Annotated in this window: 22 protein-coding genes and 1 pseudogene; 12 read left to right on the top strand and 11 right to left on the bottom strand. The window is 68.5% G+C overall.

What is annotated here, in order from left to right:
• Positions 1-76: 76 nt before the first annotated feature.
• Positions 77-1,678, top strand: a complete 1,602-nt coding sequence (locus DI276_RS37315; RefSeq protein ID WP_112272586.1) for a hypothetical protein — start codon at positions 77-79, stop codon at positions 1,676-1,678.
• Here the strand turns inward: DI276_RS37315 and DI276_RS37310 are convergent.
• The 4 genes from DI276_RS37310 to DI276_RS37295 are packed head-to-tail and all read right to left on the bottom strand — an operon-like array spanning position 1,671 to position 5,255.
• Positions 1,671-2,813 (bottom strand): cysteine desulfurase-like protein, encoded by a 1,143-nt coding sequence (locus DI276_RS37310; protein WP_112272584.1) that lies wholly within the window; start codon positions 2,811-2,813, stop codon positions 1,671-1,673. The two genes, DI276_RS37315 and DI276_RS37310, sit on opposite strands and share 8 nt — an antisense overlap.
• A gap of 4 nt (positions 2,814-2,817) precedes the next feature.
• Entirely contained in the window at positions 2,818-3,414 is a 597-nt protein-coding gene (locus tag DI276_RS37305) for a TetR/AcrR family transcriptional regulator (RefSeq protein WP_112272582.1), read from the bottom strand.
• Complete coding sequence (locus DI276_RS37300; RefSeq protein ID WP_112272580.1) at positions 3,402-4,067, bottom strand: YqeB family protein; 666 nt, start codon at positions 4,065-4,067, stop codon at positions 3,402-3,404. Before DI276_RS37300 ends, DI276_RS37305 begins: the two co-directional genes overlap by 13 nt.
• 48 nt (positions 4,068-4,115) lie before the next feature.
• Positions 4,116-5,255, bottom strand: coding sequence for a GNAT family N-acetyltransferase (locus DI276_RS37295; protein WP_232837193.1), 1,140 nt, complete (start codon positions 5,253-5,255; stop codon positions 4,116-4,118).
• Between the two features lie 55 nt (positions 5,256-5,310).
• Between DI276_RS37295 and DI276_RS37290 the strand changes: the two genes are divergently transcribed.
• From DI276_RS37290 to DI276_RS37280, 3 genes are all read left to right on the top strand, one after another.
• Positions 5,311-5,814 (top strand): DinB family protein, encoded by a 504-nt coding sequence (locus DI276_RS37290; protein WP_112273397.1) that lies wholly within the window; start codon positions 5,311-5,313, stop codon positions 5,812-5,814.
• An 80-nt stretch (positions 5,815-5,894) separates the two neighbouring features.
• Positions 5,895-6,797 carry an NADP-dependent oxidoreductase gene (locus DI276_RS37285; protein ID WP_112272576.1) on the top strand — a complete coding sequence of 301 codons (903 nt, stop codon included), beginning with the start codon at positions 5,895-5,897 and terminating at the stop codon, positions 6,795-6,797.
• 81 nt (positions 6,798-6,878) lie between these two features.
• Complete coding sequence (locus tag DI276_RS37280; protein ID WP_112273393.1) at positions 6,879-8,045, top strand: endonuclease; 1,167 nt, start codon at positions 6,879-6,881, stop codon at positions 8,043-8,045.
• Here the strand turns inward: DI276_RS37280 and DI276_RS37275 are convergent.
• Positions 8,032-8,478, bottom strand: coding sequence for an NUDIX domain-containing protein (locus tag DI276_RS37275; protein ID WP_232837192.1), 447 nt, complete (start codon positions 8,476-8,478; stop codon positions 8,032-8,034). The two genes, DI276_RS37280 and DI276_RS37275, sit on opposite strands and share 14 nt — an antisense overlap.
• Before the next feature lie 10 nt (positions 8,479-8,488).
• On the opposite strand from DI276_RS37275, the gene DI276_RS37270 reads away from it, so the two are divergent.
• From DI276_RS37270 to DI276_RS37260, 3 genes are all read left to right on the top strand, one after another.
• On the top strand, positions 8,489-9,550 hold the full coding sequence (locus DI276_RS37270; protein ID WP_112272574.1) for a DNA polymerase IV: 1,062 nt from the start codon (positions 8,489-8,491) through the stop codon (positions 9,548-9,550).
• Between the two features lie 28 nt (positions 9,551-9,578).
• On the top strand, positions 9,579-9,794 hold the full coding sequence (locus tag DI276_RS37265) for a hypothetical protein (protein ID WP_112272572.1): 216 nt from the start codon (positions 9,579-9,581) through the stop codon (positions 9,792-9,794).
• Positions 9,795-9,881: 87 nt separating this feature from the next.
• A complete protein-coding gene (locus DI276_RS37260) occupies positions 9,882-10,727 on the top strand; it encodes a hypothetical protein (protein ID WP_112272570.1) in 846 nt (281 codons plus the stop codon).
• On the opposite strand, the gene DI276_RS37255 is transcribed toward DI276_RS37260, so the two are convergent.
• Together DI276_RS37255 and DI276_RS37250 are read right to left on the bottom strand one after the other, a co-directional pair.
• The gene (locus tag DI276_RS37255; RefSeq protein WP_332874734.1) at positions 10,712-11,593 is read right to left on the bottom strand and encodes an SRPBCC domain-containing protein; all 882 of its coding nucleotides are present in this window, start codon (positions 11,591-11,593) and stop codon (positions 10,712-10,714) included. The two genes, DI276_RS37260 and DI276_RS37255, sit on opposite strands and share 16 nt — an antisense overlap.
• Before the next feature lie 2 nt (positions 11,594-11,595).
• On the bottom strand, positions 11,596-11,907 hold the full coding sequence (locus DI276_RS37250; RefSeq protein WP_112272568.1) for an ArsR/SmtB family transcription factor: 312 nt from the start codon (positions 11,905-11,907) through the stop codon (positions 11,596-11,598).
• An 87-nt stretch (positions 11,908-11,994) separates the two neighbouring features.
• On the opposite strand from DI276_RS37250, the gene DI276_RS37245 reads away from it, so the two are divergent.
• From DI276_RS37245 to DI276_RS52675, 3 genes are read left to right on the top strand one after another with little or no spacing between them, the layout of a single operon-like run.
• The gene (locus tag DI276_RS37245) at positions 11,995-13,131 is read left to right on the top strand and encodes an aminotransferase-like domain-containing protein (RefSeq protein WP_112272566.1); all 1,137 of its coding nucleotides are present in this window, start codon (positions 11,995-11,997) and stop codon (positions 13,129-13,131) included.
• Positions 13,128-13,391: a class I SAM-dependent methyltransferase gene (locus tag DI276_RS52680; protein WP_232837191.1), complete on the top strand. Its 264-nt coding sequence runs from the start codon at positions 13,128-13,130 to the stop codon at positions 13,389-13,391. The genes DI276_RS37245 and DI276_RS52680 overlap by 4 nt, the downstream gene beginning before the upstream one ends.
• On the top strand, positions 13,385-13,558 hold the full coding sequence (locus DI276_RS52675; protein ID WP_232837190.1) for a hypothetical protein: 174 nt from the start codon (positions 13,385-13,387) through the stop codon (positions 13,556-13,558). The genes DI276_RS52680 and DI276_RS52675 overlap by 7 nt, the downstream gene beginning before the upstream one ends.
• On the opposite strand, the gene DI276_RS37235 is transcribed toward DI276_RS52675, so the two are convergent.
• Entirely contained in the window at positions 13,555-13,968 is a 414-nt protein-coding gene (locus DI276_RS37235) for a PPOX class F420-dependent oxidoreductase (RefSeq protein ID WP_112272564.1), read from the bottom strand. The two genes, DI276_RS52675 and DI276_RS37235, sit on opposite strands and share 4 nt — an antisense overlap.
• A 90-nt stretch (positions 13,969-14,058) precedes the next feature.
• Between DI276_RS37235 and DI276_RS37230 the strand changes: the two genes are divergently transcribed.
• Positions 14,059-14,751, top strand: a complete 693-nt coding sequence (locus DI276_RS37230; protein ID WP_112273389.1) for an SDR family NAD(P)-dependent oxidoreductase — start codon at positions 14,059-14,061, stop codon at positions 14,749-14,751.
• Entirely contained in the window at positions 14,751-15,542 is a 792-nt protein-coding gene (locus tag DI276_RS37225; protein ID WP_112272562.1) for a helix-turn-helix domain-containing protein, read from the top strand. The genes DI276_RS37230 and DI276_RS37225 overlap by 1 nt, the downstream gene beginning before the upstream one ends.
• A 288-nt stretch (positions 15,543-15,830) precedes the next feature.
• On the opposite strand, the pseudogene rnhA reads toward DI276_RS37225, so the two are convergent.
• The 3 genes and pseudogenes from rnhA to DI276_RS50425 all read right to left on the bottom strand — a co-directional run.
• Positions 15,831-16,268: pseudogene (gene rnhA / locus DI276_RS37220) on the bottom strand (ribonuclease HI); the annotation flags it as partial.
• Between the two features lie 11 nt (positions 16,269-16,279).
• Entirely contained in the window at positions 16,280-16,663 is a 384-nt protein-coding gene (locus tag DI276_RS37215; protein ID WP_112272560.1) for a DUF1801 domain-containing protein, read from the bottom strand.
• Between the two features lie 47 nt (positions 16,664-16,710).
• On the bottom strand, positions 16,711-16,884 hold the full coding sequence (locus tag DI276_RS50425; protein ID WP_157985178.1) for a hypothetical protein: 174 nt from the start codon (positions 16,882-16,884) through the stop codon (positions 16,711-16,713).
• Positions 16,885-17,041 lie beyond the last annotated feature (157 nt).

Genomic DNA, 17,041 nt, shown 5'->3' with positions numbered 1-17,041 from the left:
CGTTGAGCTGCGGATACCCGTTTCGTTAACGGCGAACCGCACCGTTCGGAGCAATGGGCATGTCATGATCCGCGTCATGGACGTCCAGCGGTGGCAAGCGGCCGCGGTTCCGTGGTGGGTGACCAAGGTCGGGCTCGTCGGTGGCTGGATCGTCGCCTTCTACTTCAGCGCGAGCGCGAACGACGTGCCGTGCACTGCGGTCCAGCCGTGCGAGCCGAGCCCGTTGTTCTCGCTCGCCGTCGTGCCGTTGCTGGCCACACCGCTGCTGCTGTTGTTCGGCCGTGTGCTCACCGGTTGTGCGATGGGCGTCGCGTTCGGTGCGCTGGACCTCGTGCTCGACGGTTCAGCCGCCGCCAACGTCGCGTTCGGCCTCCACGCTGCTGCGTGCGCGATCGTGGCGGCGTGGACGATCAGGTCGCGCGCGGACCAGCACGCGGCGGCGGGCGCCACCATCGTCTCGTTGCCGGACATGCCGCCGCAGCGGGGAGTTCTGCGGATCGTCGCCGTGCTGCTCGTCGTCTTCGGCTTCCTGACGTTCGTGCAGTACGACCTGACCAACGGCGAGATCGAGCAGCACGTCGCCAACGCCAGCCGGGTCGAGGCCGAGGTCGTCGACATCAAGAACACCCGCGAGGTGTGGGTGGAGCTGCCGGACCGGCAGCGCGCCAAGTTCCAGCCGGTCGCGCCGGAGACGTACCGGGTCGGCGACACGCTGCCGGTGCTCGCGGACGGCTCGTGGGTGCGGATGGTGAACGAACCCGAGGACGTCACCTGGTGGCTCACACTCGGCGGTGCGGCCGTGTTCCTCGCGATCATGCTGGCAGCGCGTGAACGCCGGCGCCGCTCGTTGTGGACGGGGCCGGTGAAGGCGATCCGGCTGCAGGCACATCCCGTCGGACCGCGCCGGATCCTGTTGCGGCACAACAAGGACGACATCGCGACCGTCTCCACACTGGCTGACCTCGGGCTGGAGGAGCCGCTCTACCACGACACCGAGCAGTTCGGTCGGGTCTGGCGCGGTGAGGAGGACCCGCCGGTGCAGCTCGACCCGGCGGAGATCCTCGTCGCCGGCGAGTGGCACCACGGCGGCCAGGTCGCGTTGCTGGTGGAGGGCGAGGTCGTGGCCACCAGCACGTTGTCCCGCGTGCGGCCGCGGCACACCGTCCACAGTGCACACCTGCCGGGCGAACCGGTCACCGCGGGCACGTCCGTCGACCTGCCGCACGCGATGTGGCCGGGCGACCGGAGGCGGACCGAGGGCGTGTTGCTGCTGCTCGGTGCGGCGGGTGCGTTGATCGGGGTGAACTACTACCCGGACCTGATCGTCCTCGGCCTGATCGGCGTGCAGTGCGTGCTGTCGGCGGTGACGCGGTTCCAGCCGTTGCTGCGCCTCGACCACCGCTCGGTCGTGCTCTACACCGGGATCTTCACCTACCGCGTGCCGTGGGCGCAGCTGCACGGGGTCCGCCGCGCAGGTCCGCAGCTCATGCTCGCGTTCGGGCCGCACGGCGACGTGATCACGACACCGCACCTGCCGGACCGGGAGGCGGGCGAGAAGCTGATGTGGGCGCGCGCCCGGTCGTTGATCGCCGACCACCCCGGCGAACGCATCACCCGCAAGCTCAACATCAGCGTGTTCGTCGGGCTCGTCTACGTCGGCCTGCTGCTGTTCATCTGATTTTCGCGACGGCCTTCAGCAGGCGGTCCACATCGGACTCGTCGGTGTACGGCCCGATGCCGGCGCGCACGGCGCCCTTGTCGCCCAGGCCGAGCCACCGCGAGCACTCGATCGCGTAGAAATGGCCGGCGGGCGCGTTGACGCCCTCGGCCCCGAGCCTGCGGTAGACCTCGGCCGGCTCCAGCCCGTCGACCGAGAACAGCACGGTCGGGGTGCGCCGCGAGGCCTTGCTGTAGATCCGCACGCCGAGTTCCCGCAGCCCGGTCTCCAGCTGGTCGTGGAGCCCGAACTCGTGCTCCTCCAAGCCGTCCAGCCCGCGCATGAACTCGACCGCCGCGGTCGTCCCCGCCAGCAGTTCGTACGGCAGCGTGCCCAGCTCGAACCGTTCCGGGACGGCGTTCGTGGACGGCAGCAGCTTGTCCGGCCGCAACGTCTCCAGCAGCTCCGGCGCGGCCGCGAGCACGCCCAGGTGCGGTCCGAGGAACTTGTACGGCGAGCACACGAAGAAGTCGGCGTCCATCGCCTCGACGTCGACCGGCAGATGCGGTGTGTAGTGCACGCCGTCGACGTACACGAACGCCGCCATCTCGTGCGCCGCCGTTGCAATGGTTGTGATGTCCGGACGCGTGCCGAGCAGGTTCGACGCGGCCGTGATCGCCACGACGCGGGTGCGGTCGGACAGCAGGTTCGTGACGGCCTCGACGGGCAGTTCTCCGGTCGTGCGGTCGAACGGCGCCCATCGCACCGTGGCCCGTGCCGCTTCGGCCGCCTGCACCCACGGCCTGATGTTCGCGTCGTGGTCGAGCCTGGTCACGATGATCTCGTCGCCCGGCCGCCAGTTCTTCGCCAGCGTGCGGGAGATGTCGTAGGTCAGCTGGGTCATGCTGCGGCCGAACACGATGCTGCCCGCGTTCAGGAACTCGGCCATCGTGCGGCGCGCGGTCCGGACGATCTCCTCGGCCCGGCGTTCCGACGCCGTCACGCTGCCGCGGTTCGAGATCGCCGAGGTCAGCGCGTCCCGGACGGCGTCGGCGACGACGTCCGGCGTCTGCGAACCGCCCGGCCCGTCGAAGTGCGCGGCACCCTCGCGCAACGCGGGGAAGTGGGCGCGGACCGCTGCGACGTCGTAGGCCATGCCCTCATGGTGCTTGAGCACCCACGAACCGGGAAAGGATCAACCGGAGGGTGCTCACCTGTTCGGTCGCGTCGAAGTCCGGGTCGACCAGCCTGCCGAACAGGCCGTCGACCAGCCCCTGGACCCACGTCGCCGCGGTGCGCGCCTCGACCGGCAGCGTGATCTGGCCGGCGTCGTGGGCGTGCTGCAGCAGCTGGGCCAGCTCGTCGCGGACCACCTGCTCGTTGCGCGCGACCAGGTCCCACAGCTCCTGGTCGCGGCTGGCCTGCGCCACGACCTCCAGCACCAGCCCGGCCACGGTGCGGTCCAGCGCGGGAACGCACAGGTGGTCGACCACCATCAGCACGGCGTCCCACGGGCTGAGTTCACGCGCTTTCGCGAAGACTTCCGCGTTGTCCCGGCCGTCCTGCTCGAAGATCTCCAGGAAGATCGCGCGCTTGGTGGGGAAGTAGTGGAACAGGCTGCCCGTGCTGATGTCGGCGGCCTTGCAGATGTCCGCGACGGTCGTCCGGTCGAAGCCCTTGCCCGCGAACAAACCCGCAGCCGTGTCGGTGATGTGGCGCTTCTTCGCGGCGTGCTTGACCGGATCTACCGTTCGCACCTGTAGTACTGCCTCTTCTTCTTGTCCTTGACGGTGACGCCGCGGCTGCGGATCTCCCGCGCCAATTCTGCGGCCTCCTCGTGCTCGTACTTCGAGATGGCCTTTTTACGGGCCTTGAACAGCGCGTTCACCTCCGGTGCCAGGTCGGGGGTGTGCTCGACCCACATTCTGAACTCGCTCGCGAACGGGTCCGCGTCCCGCCACCGGTAGCCCTGGCTCGTGAACGCCGCTTCGAGCTTCGTCCGGCTGAGATCGGAGGTCTCGCGGGCCAGTTCGGCGCCGCTCCCCGACAGCAGCACCAGCTGCTTGCCCTCGGCGAACACCGACTCGACCTCGTTGCGGCCGAAGTCGAGGCTCTTGTCGTCCTTCGTGAGCACGACCCGGTCGTGCGAGACCTCGACGCGCATCATCTCGGCGGCCCACAGCAACGCGAGCACACCGCCCGCGACGGCGCCGATGCCGAGCGCCCCGCTGGTCACCCACGGCTCCGGGATCTCGGTGACCAGCTCGAACACACCCTGGAACGGGAACCACTTCAGCGTCGTGATCCACCCTGCGGCCAGCTTGAGCCCCCACACCGCGGCGGCGCCCAGCACCGGGCACAGCACCCAGATGCCGTACCGGACCGCCGCGGTCTCCTGCACAGTCGTCATGCGCTCAATACTAGACCGAGCGCTCGGTTTATTGGCGCGAACCGGGTGCTACGGGAGGTAGAACGTCAGCAGGTCGCTGGTGACCGGCGGGAACAGCGCGTTCATCAGGTCGAAGTTGGGGCCCGGGTAGACGTCGCTGAACCACCGCCGCAGCCCGTCGATCCCGTGCGGGCCGAACAGCAGTGGTGCGAGCAGGTCCGGGGCGATGCCGGCACCGCCCTCCTCGCCGGGGCCCAGCAAGGTGCCGCCCCACTCGTACGGCCCGATCTCGGTGCCGTCCCAGCGGAAGCGGACGTGCGTGCGGTAGAAACCGAGCAGCACGTCGGCAGGATCCTGGCCCTGCAAGCGTTTCGTGAACACCGGGCGCAGGTGCTCGAACAGCTTCGGGATGTCCGGGATCCGCACCAGGTACTGCTCCAGGCCGGGCCTGCGCGATTCCAGGAACTCCTCCAGCACCGGCAGCCGTTCGACGACCTGAGCCGGATCAACCAGCTGCACCAACGCTTTCACGGCGTCGTCGGCTCCGGCGATCTCGCCCAGCACGACGTCACCTTCTTCCGGCGGTGTGCTGCGGCCGGTGGCGACGGGGACGCCGTCGCGTTCGACGACCCACGTGGTGGTGCCGGTGCGGTTGATCAGCCAGCGCCAGCACGGGGTGGTGTGGCCCATGCGCAGGTCGACGCTCTGCTGAGCGTCGTCCTGGAGGCGGTCGAGGATGGGGATGTCGGCCTCGGTCGCACGCCGGATCGTGTGTCCGGCAACGGGTTCCGGCTTCTTGGTCAGTGGCCTGGTCTGCTTGACCGGGATCGAGTAGGTGTAACCGAACTGGCGGTAGAAGTACGGGATGCCGATCATCACCTGGACCAGGTGACCGCGGTGCGCGGACCGTTCGTGCGCCCAGCCCATCAGCTGCCGCACCAGGCCCCTGCCCTCGTACTCGACGTCGGTGGCGACCTGTTCGACCTGGCCTGCCGGGATGTCGAGGCCGTCGAGCGTCAGGGTTTCGTCCATCAACGTGACGGTCGAGACGATCCGGTCGCCGTCGGCAGCGACCGCCACCCACTCGCAGCCCGCGTCCGGATCGGTCATCAGCAGCCGGGCGTCGACGCCGTCGCTGGGGTCCATCCGCGAGACGACGAGCTTCTCGATCTGGTCCAGGTCTTCGAGGCGCGAGGTGCGAATCTCCACCGGCCGAGTGTTTCCAGGGCAGTGGTTGTCCGCAAACGGTTTTACCGTGCTCGGCATGGACTGGAACAAGCAGTTGACGGACCAGCTCGAGTGGCACTGGCGGATGCAGCTGCGGCCGCGGCTGGAGGGGCTGACCGACGAGGAGTACTTCTGGCGTCCGGTGCCGGACGCGTGGGCCCTGCACGAGGACGGCTCGATCGACTTCGAGTACCCGGAGCCCGTGCCCGCCCCGGTCACCACGATCGCGTGGAGGCTGGCGCACGTCATCGTGGGCGTGTTCGGTGCGCGGGTGGCTTCTCACTTCGGTGGACCGCCGTGCGACTACATGACGTGGAAGTACGCGTTGAGCGCCGACGAAGCGTTGAAGCAACTGGACGACGTCTACGAGGCGTGGATGGCCGGCGCGCGCACGGCAGACCTCTCGAAGGCTGTGGGGCCGGCGGAGGGGCCGTTCGCCGCGGAGCCGATGGCGACCCTGGTGCTGCACATCAACCGGGAGGTGATCCACCACGGTGCGGAGATCGCGCTGCTCCGGGACCTCTACCTGAGGGAGAGTTAGTCACCTCGAAGTGCCTACTTTCTAAAAGTTGGCGCTAACTGCAAGATGGTCCCCGTCGAGATCATCGAAGGGGGATCATCATGCGAGTCATCACGCAGAAGACCGTCGGGGACGCGTCCGTGCTGGAGGTCGCGGAGGTGGCGAAGCCGGTGACCGGGCCGGGTCAGGTACTGGTCAAGGTGGGAGCGGCCGGCGTGAACCCGGTCGACACCTACATCCGCGCCGGTGCGTTCCCCGCGCTGGGCGAGCCGCCGTTCACGCTGGGCTGGGACATCGCGGGCACGGTCGAGTCGGGTGAGGGGTTCGAGGCCGGCGACGAGGTGTACGGGCTGCTGCCCTTCCCCGGCACCGGCGGTGGCTACGCCGAGTACGTCGTGGCGAACGCTGCTGACCTCGTGCGGCGGCCGTCGTGGTTCACCGTCGAGGAAGCGGGCGCGGTGCCGCTGGTGGCGCTGACGGCGTGGCAGACGCTCGTTGGCCGCGGCGGGCTTTCCGCTGGTCAGCGCGTGCTGATCCACGCGGCGGCCGGCGGTGTCGGGCACGTGGCGGTGCAGATCGCCAAGGCGCGGGGCGCGTACGTGATCGGCACGGCGTCGGCGGCCAAGCACGACTTCGTGCGGTCGCTCGGCGCGGACGAGGTCATCGACTACCGGAACGAGGACTTCACGTCGATCAACCCGGTCGACGTCGTGCTCGACACGATCGGCGGGGACTACGCCGAGCGTTCCGCCAAGGTGCTCAAGCCCGGTGGCGTGCTCGTGTCGATCATTCCGGGCAATCCGGGTTTTGACGTTAACCGGGCCTCGGACCTCGGCATCCGGTTCGAGCTCTTCGGCAGCGTGTCCGCCTCCGGCACCGACCTCGCGGCATTGCCGCAGCTCAGGGTGCAGCTCGACCAGATCGTGCCGCTCGCCGACGTCGCGAAGGCGCACGAGCTCGTCGAGTCGAAGAGGACCACGGGCAAGGTCGTCCTGGTGCCGTGATCATCCGTGATCAATCGTTAACCGCCCGTTGACCATGTCCACCGATCGTGTGCAAAACATTCACACGATCGGGGAGTGTTCATGGCGCGGTGGAGTCCACTGGCGTTGGTCATCGGTTTGTTGGCGGCGGTCGGCCTGTACGGGTCGACCGCCGCTGTTGCAGCAGGTCCGCTCACCGTTGCCCAGGCGATCAGCCAGCAGGACGGGTCCTCGCAGACGGTGCGGGGATACGTCGTCGGCCAGCCGACGGCCACGAGCACGGTCATCCGATCGGGTTTTCCCAACGACTACGCGCTGGCGCTGGCTGACACGGCCTCCCAGACGAGCACGTCGAGCATGATCTACGTGCAGATCCCGTCGGCGTTCCGCGCGTCGTGGGGGCTTCGCACCAACCCGTCGCTGATGGGCAAGCAGATCGACGTGACGGGTTCGTTGAGCGCGTACTTCTCGCACGCCGGTATGACCTCGTCCACGGCGTTCGCGTTCGCCGGCACAACGCCGCCGACCAGCACGACGACGACGCCGCCGACAACATCGACGACGACACCGCCGCCGTCGTCTTGCGAGGCCTACTACACGGCGGCTTGTGGCAAGTCCGGTGCGGCGTTGAAGTCGGCGTTGAACGGCATCATCAAGAACCAGGACAAGCTCAGCTACGACGCGGTCTGGGACGCGCTGAAGGCCACCGACCAGGACCCGGCGAACTCGAACAACGTGATCCTGCTGTACAGCGGCATCTCGCGGGCGAAGTCGCTGAACGGCGGCGGCAACGACAACTGGAACCGCGAGCACGTCTGGGCCAAGTCGCACGGTGACTTCGGCACCGCCACCGGCCCCGGCACCGACCTCCACCACCTGCGGCCGGAGGACGTGAACGTCAACGCGACCCGTGGCAACCTGGACTTCGACATGGGCGGCAACGCGGTGCCGGAAGCGTCCGAGAGCAAGTACGACGGCGATTCGTTCGAGCCTCGGCTTGCCGTGAAGGGCGACGTCGCGCGCATGATCTTCTACATGGCCGTGCGCTACGAGGGCACCGACGGCTTCCCGAACCTGGAGCTCAACAACTCGGTGAACAACGGCACCGCGCCGTACCACGGCAAGCTGTCGGTCCTGAAGGCGTGGAGCCAGCAGGACCCGCCGGACGCGTTCGAGAAGCGCCGCAACGACGTGATCTTCGACAGCTACCAGCGCAACCGCAACCCGTTCATCGACCACCCGGAGTGGGTCGCGGCTATCTGGCCGTGAGACGTTCGAGGAAGGGGCGTTGCGCGGAGACGATCTTCGCGCTCGCCTCTTCCACGGTGAACCACTGCACGCGATCCACCTCGGGGAACGTTTTCTTCTGCCCCGACTTCGGCGGCCACTCCATCTCGAAGGTGCCGGGCGTGACGGCCTCCGGATCGAGGTCGCCCTCGAGCGCCCACACCGTGATGACCTTGCCGGAGCCCTTGGCCTCGCCGAGCGGGATGAGCTCGCCGTCGGGCACCTTCAGTCCGAGCTCCTCCTCGAACTCGCGCCGCGCGGCCGCTTCCGGCGTCTCGTCGTCGGTGTACTCGCCCTTCGGCACGGACCACGCGCCGGCGTCCTTGCGGGCCCAGAACGGGCCGCCCATGTGCCCGAGAAGTACCTCCAGCTGCTCGTTCCGCCTGAAGAGCAGGATTCCGGCGCTCCGTTTCATACTGTCCAGCATGGCGGACTGGGTCCTGCACGTGGACCTCGACCAGTTCATCGCGGCGGTGGAGGTCCTCCGCGACCCGTCGTTGCGCGGCAAACCCGTGGTGGTGGGCGGCAACGGCGACCCGACCGAGCGCGCGGTCGTGGCCACCGCGTCCTACGAGGCGCGCTCATTCGGTGTGCACTCCGGGATGCCGTTGCGCACCGCGTTCAAGAAGCTGCCGGACGCCGTGTTCCTGCCCGCAGACCACCCGCTGTACGAGGCGGCGTCGGCGGACGTGATGGCCGTGCTGCGATCGTTCCCGGTCGTCGTCGAGGTGCTGGGCTGGGACGAGGCGTTCGTCGGCGCGTCTGTCGACGACCCTTTTGAACTGGCCAGGTCGTTGCAGGCGGCGGTCCTGGATTCCACCGGACTGCACTGCTCGGTGGGCATCGGCGACAACAAGCTGCGCGCCAAGATCGCGACCGAGTTCGGCAAGCCCGCCGGCGTGTACCAGCTGACCCGCGCGAACTGGGTCGAGGTGATGGGCCACCGGCCGACGTCCGCGCTGTGGGGCATCGGCACGAAGACCGAGCGCAAGCTGGCCGAGCTCGGCATCTCGACCGTGACGGACCTGGCGTCGGCGTCCGTTGAAGCGTTGGCGGCCCGCTTCGGCCCGCGGATGGGCCCCTATTACCGGACCGTTGGTCTGGGCGCGGGCGACACGGTGGTTTCCGCGACGCCGTGGGTGGTGAAGTCGCGTTCACACGAGAAGACGTTCCAGCAGGACCTGGTGTCGCTGGAGGACATCCGGCGCGAGGTCGTCGCGCTGGCCCACCAGGTGGCGGTCGACGTGGCCGCCGAAGGCCGCCCGGTCGTGCGCGTCGGCGTGAAGGTGCGCTTCGTGCCCTTCTTCACGAAGGTGCGCCTGATGAAGCTGCCTGCGCCGACGTCCTCCGCCGACGATCTTGCCGCGGCCGCGTTGGTAGTGCTCGACCGCTTCGAACACGGCCGCGCCGTACGTCTTCTGGGGGTACGCGCAGAATTCTCTGACGATGATGTCGAACCGAAGCCTTCTCCTTCGACGTATCAGTAAGTAGAAGCTTTACCGCTAGGAGAAGAAGATGACCGTCTCATCGCTCACACACCGCGACCGCGCAGTTCTCAGAGCCGTTGCCGACGGCCGTTGCGAGATCGCCGCGGGCTCCCTGCTCGTCGACGGCCTGTGCTGCGCCGACCAGTTCGTCGGACTGCGCCTGAAGACTGCGGGCCTGATCAGCACCCGTCCGGGCCCCGCGGCCCTCACCACGGCCGGCTACGCCATGCTCTCCGCAGCCTGATTCCTGTTCTTCGCGGACGATTGTTGTTCGTCCTCTCCGCGGCACATTGTGCAAAATCCGCTGGCCAATACGTAGATCATGGTTGGCATGGGTGTCTTGACGCGGGTGCTGCGTTCACTGGGTGGCGAAGAGGCGCTGGACCGGCTGGCTCAGTTGCCCGGCAGCGATCTCACCACCGTCCTGCTCGCATTGATGCGCCGCCGTGCTTCGGCGCTCTCCGGTCCGGATGTGTTGCGGCAGTACCGTTCCGACCGTTTCGTGGCGCCTGTTGAGGTGCCGTTCGACGTCCTGCGCGCGACCGAAGACCGGTTGCTCCGCGCACTGCCGTCGTCGTTCTCCGTCGTGGGCCTCGCGCCGGTGATGCCGCTCGGCACCTGCTCGGCGGTGGCCGAGATGGACCAGAACAACGTGCTGTCGACGATCCGCGGCACCGAGGTCATGGCCGACCCGACCAACGGGCTGGCACTCGAAGCCGCCGTGCGCAGGCAAACTGCCGCAGACGACGTCCGGCTCGCAGCGGTGCAGCGCGTGGTGCGCGCGCAGCTGTTCGAGGGCGCCGGGCGGTTCGCGCACTTCACGTTGTTCGCCGCGGTGTCCGCCGGACGTGACCGCGGGTCGCTTGCCTTTGAACGGCAACACTTTCTCGAACACCTCGCCTTCCTGCGCGAGGCGTGCGGCGACATCGAGGTGCGCGTGACCGTGCTGGATCCGCGGTTCGAGGCGCTGCGCGGTGACCTGCCGGCCGACCCGTCGCGGACCACCGGGTACTACCAGGGCTTGTGCTTCAAAGTGTTCCGCGACGGCGTGGAGATCGGCGACGGCGGCTTCGTCGACTGGACGCAACGGCTGCTGGGCAACCGCAAGGAGCGGCTGCTGATCAGCGGCGTGGGCATCGACCGGTTGGCGATGGAGCTCGATCAGCGCTCGACGTAGCGCTTGACGAGTTCCTCCTCGCGGTCGGACGGCCACGGGCAGCGGATCTCGCCCTGCGTGGCGGCGAAGAACAGTTCCAGGTGCACGTGCCACGCGGCCAGGGCTTCGGGGCCGTGGGCGTTCTCCTGGACGAGCGTCACCGTGGTGCCCTGCAGCGGCACGTGGTCGAACTCCCAGCGCACGACGCCCTTCGGCACGCCGTCCTGGAGCCACTCGTACTCCAGCAGGCGCGGCGGTTCGGACTTGGTGAGCTTGCCCGGCGTGATGCTCGGGTGGGCGGCGCGGGTGGGGACCGCGTTCTCGGTGCCTTCGGTGAGCAGTTGCCAGACGTCGTCGAGTGGCGCCCAGACGAGGTCGCGGACGAAGCGCACGCCGTCGGGGTCGTCGGTGCCCTCGTCGAGGCCGAACTCGGCGATGTAGCGCTCGATCAGCGGCAGCCACTTCGTCGGCGCCTCGAACTTCGTGCCGTCGGCGTGGGCGACCAGGGCGTCCAGGCAGGTGGTCCAGCCGGGGGCGTCGCGGCCGATGGAGAGCTTGTTGGTGACCACGGTGGTGAACACGAGCAGGCAGCCGTCCTCGCGCGGCAGGATCTCGAAGCGCAACACGTCGTTGAGCCAGCGGAACGCGAAGACCCTCGGCGGGTCGGACTCGAGCAGCTCGCCCTCGCCGCCGTCCGCGTCGACCGGGGCCGCGTCCGGGAACGTGAAGCTCATCCTGCGGCCGTCGATCGTGACCTCGGCCGGGAACCAGTGCTTCATCTCGGCGGGCTCCGTGACCACCCGCCAGACCTTGTCCGGCGAGTGCCGCAGCCTGCGCTCGAAGCGCAGGACGGGCTTGCCCTCGATCATCTGCAGTTCGGCGTCCACGGTCAGTCCCCTTCGATCTCGTCGAGTCGTCGTTCGAGCGCGTCCAGGCTCTTCTCCCACATCCGGCGGTAGGGCGCGAGCCAGGCGTCGATCTCCGCCAGCGGGCCGGGGGAGAGCCGGTACCAGCGCCGTTGGGCGTCGGTGCGGACCTCGACCAGGCCGGCCTCGCGCAGCACCTTGAGGTGCTTCGAGACGGTCGGCTGGGTGAGCGTCAGCCGTTCGACGATGTCGCCGACCGGCCGCTCGCGTTCCCGCAGCAGGTCGAGGATCTCCCGGCGGCTCTGGTCAGCCAGCACGGCGAAGGTAGATGCCATGTTGGCAATATAGCCCACTTGGCATATAGGCGTCCACTGGCTGGAAATCCGGGTCCGGTTTGTGGGCGTGCTGGTTAACGTGCGTTCATGCACCGCACCCTCTCCGTGGCCAGCTCACCGGTGCGCGATCTGCTCGCGCTGACGTCCCGCCCGGAGGTGATCTCCTTCGCGGGTGGGCTTCCCGCGCCCGAGCTGTTCGACCTGGACGCTCTGCGCGCCGCCTACTCGGTCGCACTGCAGGACCGGTCGGTGCTGCAATACGCGCCCACGGAAGGAAATTCGGTTCTGCGGTCGTTGGTGAGTGAGCGGCTGACCGGTCGCGGACTGCCCACTTCGGACGTGCTGATCACTTCTGGCTCGCAGCAGGCGTTGACCTTGGTGGCCACGGCGTTGCTGGAGCAGGGGGCCGTCGTGGCTGTGGAGGAGCCGACGTATCTGGCTGCGCTGCAGTGTTTTCAGATGGTGGGTGCGCGGATCGTGCCGGTTGCGAGCGACGCCGACGGGCTGTCCGTTGCGTCGTTGCGGTCCGTGGTGGCTGCTGAACGCCCGACTGTGCTGTACCTGGTGCCGACGTTCGCGAACCCGACCGGCCGGACGTTGTCCGCTGCTCGTCGCGCGGAGATCGCTGCGTTGGCGGAGGAGCACTCGTTCTGGGTGGTGGAGGACGACCCTTACGGTGAGCTGCGCTATCGGGGCTCGGCTGTCGCGCCGCTGGCAGCCATCAGCGACCGAACCATCTACCTCGGCAGCTTCTCGAAGATCGGTGCGCCGGGCATGCGGCTCGGGTGGTTGCGGGCGCCTGCCGAGCTGCTGCGGACGTTGGTGATCGTGAAGCAGGCCGCCGACCTGCACACGTCCACAGTGGACCAAGCGGCAGCTGCGGTGTACCTGGCGCACAACGATCTCGATGCGCACGTGGCTCGGTTGTGCGTGGCGTACGGGGCGCGGCGCGATACGATGATCGAGGCGTTGCCCGCCGCGGTCCCGGACGGCACGACCTGGACTGATCCGGACGGCGGCATGTTCGTGTGGCTGCGCCTGCCCGGTGTCGTGGACAGCGCCGAGTTGCTGAAGGAAGCGCTGTCCTACGACGTCGCGTTCGTGCCTGGCGCACCGTTCTTCGCGACCACTCCGGACCGGGCGACGTTCCGGATGTCGTTCACCACCAACACGCCGGAGGAGATCGTGGAGGGCATGGCCCGCCTGGCGAAGGTGTTCCGGTGACCTTGCTGGACGACGAGTCGCTGTGGCGGTCCTCGGTGGTCGCGAACTGCGCGATGAACCGGGAACGGGGTCTGGCGAGCTATCGCCGTGAGCTGGGCGTTGATCTCGTGACTTGCGTGCACGGGCTGCATTACGTGGGCGACAAACTCGGTTTGCTGGTGCGCGCAGCGTCCTGGCTCGTGCCAGGCGGTCGGTTCGTGGCGAACTTCGACGTCGCCGGCGTGCGTCGGGCCGACGGCAGCCCGTTCGCCGCGTGCTGACCAAAGCCTTGCGGGAGGCGGGCTTCAGCTACGACAACCGCCGGCGCCGCATCGGCTACGTCGGTGGTGGGCAGCCACGGCTGCCGTTCCGCTACCTGGGTGCCGACGACGCGGCCGGTCCGAACTACACGGGCCAGCCCGCCGTCCGCTCCTGCTGTTCAGTTTAGGAGACCCAGGGGCCGACGCCGGCCACGCGGTCGACCTTGATGCGCGTGACGAAGCCGGGCGGCGGGTTGTCGAACGGCGGGAACTTCACGTCCGGGCCGAGGTAGGTGTGCGCGAGGCGCTGGAGGAGCTCCGGCGCACCGCCCTCGGTGATGCGCGCGGTGCCGTAGACGACCAGGTACTCCTGCAGGCCCATCTCGTTGATTTTCGGGGTTTCCAGGGACAGCACCACGCGGCCGTCCTTGCGGATGTTGCGGACCTTCTGCTGCTGCATCAGGTGGCCGGAGACGATCTCGTCGCCGTCCAGCCCCACCCAGACGATGGTCACCTGGGGTGCGCCGTCGCTGCCTAGCGTCACGAGGTGGGCGAGCGCGTTGGACTCCAGCACTGCCCTGGCGGATTCGGGAAGCATGACGGGGACGCTACGCCGTTTCCTGGTCTTCGCAGACCCAGGAAAGGGCGGGTCTGGTTCGGGGGTGCGGCTGCGTTGATCGTGGTGGTCATGAAGACGTTTCTGATCACGGGTGGCGGTAGCGGTATCGGGCTGGCGACGGCGCGGGTGCTGGTGGAGGAGGGCGCGCGGGTGGTGGTGGCCGGGCGTTCTGCGGAGCGGCTGGCGTTGGCGCGCAAGGAGATCGGCGTCGAGACCGTCGTCGCGGACGTGGCTCGGGTGGCTGATGTCGAGGCGTTGATGGCGCGGGTCGGCGAGGTGGACGGGGTGTTCGCGAACGCCGGGGTCGGGGTGTTCGCGCCGTTCGGGACGGTCACCGAGGAGGACGTCGACCGGGTGCTGGCCACGAACTTCAAGGGCGTCTACTTCACGGTGCAGCGGGCGCGGCTGAAGCCGGGGGCGTCGGTGGTGATCAACGCGTCGTGGACCGTGCATCGCGGGATGGCCGGTGCGTCGCTGTACACGGCCAGCAAGGCTGCGGTGCACAGCTTGGCGCGGACGCTGGGGGCCGAGTTGCCGGGGATCCGGGTCAACACGGTGAGCCCTGGGTACATCGCGACGGACATGTTCCGGGACAACGTCGCCGACGACGAGCCTTTCCGCCGGCAGGTGGCGATGGGTCGGCTCGGCGAGCCTTCGGACGTCGCGCACGTGGTGGCGTTCCTGCTGTCCGAGCGCGCCGGGTACGTGACCGGGCAGGACTTCGTGATCGACGGCGGCCTGGTCGGGGCGATCCCGGCATGATGGGGGCCGTGAGCGAGTTGGGGGAGTTTCTGCGCGCCCGCCGGGCAGCACTGGATCCGCCGGAGCGGGCTACGCGGCGGCGGGTGCCGGGGTTGCGGCGCGAGGAGCTGGCGCAGCTGGCCGGGATCAGCGTCGACTACTACACGCGCATGGAGCAGGGGCGTGCGGCCAACGCGTCCGACTCGATCCTGGACGCGCTGGCTGCGGCGCTCCGGCTGGACTCGGCCGAGCGCGCGCACCTCTACCGGCTGGCGCGACCCACTCGGGTGGAGGCGTCGTCGGAGATCGTGCGGCCGGCGTTGCGGTGGTTGCTCGACGCGCTGCAGGGCGTGCCCGCGATGGTCCTCGGCCGGCGGCTCGACGTGCTGGCGTGGAACCCGTTGGCCGCGGCGCTCGTGACGGACTTCCGCGAGCAGCCGAACATGGTGCGGTACATGTTCACCGATCCGGCCGCGCGCGAGTTGTTCGTCGGCTGGCTGGACTGCGCGCGCGAGAACGTCGGCTACCTGCGGGCGGACTACGGCGTGCACCCTTCCGACCCGGCGCTGCTCGCGCTGGTGGAGGAGATGTGCTCGGCGTCGCCGCTGTTCCGCACGTTGTGGGCGGAGCATCCGGTGCGCGAGCGGGCAGCCATGTTCAAGCGCATGAACCATCCGCAGCTGGGGCCGCTGGAGTTGGCTGCGGAACCGTTGACCTCGGACGCGGGGCAGGTGCTGGTGACCTATGTGGCCGCGCCTGGCAGTCCGTCGGAGGAAGCGTTGCGGTTGCTGGCTTCTCTTGCCGTCACGTAATCGGGTGGGGGAGTGCGCCCACCGTCAGGTGAACAGCTCCAGCGCATCCTGGTGGTACTCGCACCGGCCGCCGCCGGTCGCGATCGTGCAGGGCGCGCCCTTCTTCGTGAGGGCACCGCACTGCAGCGCCGGGTCGTGCACGTGACACAGTCCGTTGGCTCCCGCGGTGATCGGACACGGCGTGCCCTTCTTCGTGGGCGCGCCACACGGTTCGCCGCTCAGCTCGCGTGGTTGCTTCGGCTTCTGCTTGGCCGCTTTCTTCAGTTTTGCTTGGGGCTGCGTGATTTCCCGCCCCGTCACCTCCTCGACTCCGCGCACGGCCAGCCGGTCGGCGCGCTCGTTCTCCGGGTGTCCCGCGTGGCCCTTGACCCAGTGCCACTCCACCTCGTGCTTGGCGGCGGCTTCTTCCAGGCGACGCCACAGGTCGACGTTCTTGACGGGCTCACGGGCCTTCGTGAGCCAGCCGTTCGCCTTCCACCCGTGGACCCACGAGGTGATGCCGTTCCGGACGTACGTGCTGTCCGTGTAGAGCTTCACGGTGGACGGGCGCGTGAGGCTCTCCAACGCCACGATGGGGGCCATCAGTTCCATGCGGTTGTTCGTCGTGGGGCCGATGTCACCGCCGTACATGTCCTTCTCATGCGCGCCGTAGCGCAACACCGCACCCCAGCCGCCAGGACCGGGATTGGGGCTGCAGGCACCGTCGGTGTAGATCTCGACCTCCATGCGTCATGAGGTTACCGACGAGGTCCGACACTCCTGCGCAGCCGGTTGTTGGCGATGATGCGCCGGAACATCTCGACGAGCGCCGGCGCGTTGAGCGGCTGGTCGCGGTACACCGAGATCATGCGCGCGGTCTTGTTGCCGTGGCCGCTCGTGATGATGTTCTGCGGGTCCGGCACGATCGCTTTGTCGTAGAGCATCACGTTCACGTGGTCCTTGGTGCCGAGCAACGCGCAGATGTTGCCGTCCAGCACGAAGTAGGGCCGGTTCGTGAACTTGATCGTCTCCTCGACGTCCGGGTCGGCCTCGTGGACGAGCCTGCGGACCTCGCGGCAGATCTCCTGCTGCCACTCGGGCAGCCCGGTGATGTAGTCGTCAACGCGCGTGTCGGTGTTCATGGCCTGTGTCGCAGCCGTTCGTCGGTTCTCGACATCGTGCCCGAGACCTAGCGCGGCAGCCAGCCGGCCATGTCCGCCACCGCGTCGAGGACGTCGACTTGGACGTGTCCGGACGCGGTCTCGGCCTTGGCGATCACGATGGTGTTGCCGTCCGACCGGGACTGGTAGTGCAGGCCCGCCCGTCGCCGATCGCGATCAACGTCCGGTCGAGCGACTTGCACGGGTTGCACGCGAAGTGGTCACGGACCTGGCCGAACGAGTGCGACACGCATTCCAGCGCTGGTTTGGCCGCGCGCTTCAGGGTGCGCATGTTCACCTGACGCCACGCGCCGTCCGCGTCGCCTTTGCGGGCCTCCTCGAGCGACGAGAAGACCGCAG

Origin of the sequence: Lentzea terrae, assembly GCF_003265345.1 — a bacterium.
Classification (GTDB): Bacteria; Actinomycetota; Actinomycetes; order Mycobacteriales; family Pseudonocardiaceae; genus Lentzea; species Lentzea terrae.
This window is presented reverse-complemented; position numbering and strand designations above follow the sequence as displayed.

What these genes read in the sequence shown, in the direction of transcription:
- DI276_RS37315 (WP_112272586.1), top strand. Translation starts at nt 77, where the DNA reads ATGGACGTCCAGCGGTGGCAAGCGGCCGCGGTTCCGTGGTGGGTGACC.
- DI276_RS37310 (WP_112272584.1), bottom strand. Translation starts at nt 2,813, where the DNA reads ATGGCCTACGACGTCGCAGCGGTCCGCGCCCACTTCCCCGCGTTGCGC.
- DI276_RS37300 (WP_112272580.1), bottom strand. Translation starts at nt 4,067, where the DNA reads ATGACGACTGTGCAGGAGACCGCGGCGGTCCGGTACGGCATCTGGGTG.
- DI276_RS37290 (WP_112273397.1), top strand. Translation starts at nt 5,311, where the DNA reads ATGGACTGGAACAAGCAGTTGACGGACCAGCTCGAGTGGCACTGGCGG.
- DI276_RS37285 (WP_112272576.1), top strand. Translation starts at nt 5,895, where the DNA reads ATGCGAGTCATCACGCAGAAGACCGTCGGGGACGCGTCCGTGCTGGAG.
- DI276_RS37280 (WP_112273393.1), top strand. Translation starts at nt 6,879, where the DNA reads ATGGCGCGGTGGAGTCCACTGGCGTTGGTCATCGGTTTGTTGGCGGCG.
- DI276_RS37275 (WP_232837192.1), bottom strand. Translation starts at nt 8,478, where the DNA reads ATGAAACGGAGCGCCGGAATCCTGCTCTTCAGGCGGAACGAGCAGCTG.
- DI276_RS37270 (WP_112272574.1), top strand. Translation starts at nt 8,489, where the DNA reads ATGGCGGACTGGGTCCTGCACGTGGACCTCGACCAGTTCATCGCGGCG.
- DI276_RS37265 (WP_112272572.1), top strand. Translation starts at nt 9,579, where the DNA reads ATGACCGTCTCATCGCTCACACACCGCGACCGCGCAGTTCTCAGAGCC.
- DI276_RS37260 (WP_112272570.1), top strand. Translation starts at nt 9,882, where the DNA reads ATGGGTGTCTTGACGCGGGTGCTGCGTTCACTGGGTGGCGAAGAGGCG.
- DI276_RS37250 (WP_112272568.1), bottom strand. Translation starts at nt 11,907, where the DNA reads ATGGCATCTACCTTCGCCGTGCTGGCTGACCAGAGCCGCCGGGAGATC.
- DI276_RS37245 (WP_112272566.1), top strand. Translation starts at nt 11,995, where the DNA reads ATGCACCGCACCCTCTCCGTGGCCAGCTCACCGGTGCGCGATCTGCTC.
- DI276_RS37235 (WP_112272564.1), bottom strand. Translation starts at nt 13,968, where the DNA reads ATGCTTCCCGAATCCGCCAGGGCAGTGCTGGAGTCCAACGCGCTCGCC.
- DI276_RS37230 (WP_112273389.1), top strand. Translation starts at nt 14,059, where the DNA reads ATGAAGACGTTTCTGATCACGGGTGGCGGTAGCGGTATCGGGCTGGCG.
- DI276_RS37225 (WP_112272562.1), top strand. Translation starts at nt 14,751, where the DNA reads ATGGGGGCCGTGAGCGAGTTGGGGGAGTTTCTGCGCGCCCGCCGGGCA.
- DI276_RS37215 (WP_112272560.1), bottom strand. Translation starts at nt 16,663, where the DNA reads ATGAACACCGACACGCGCGTTGACGACTACATCACCGGGCTGCCCGAG.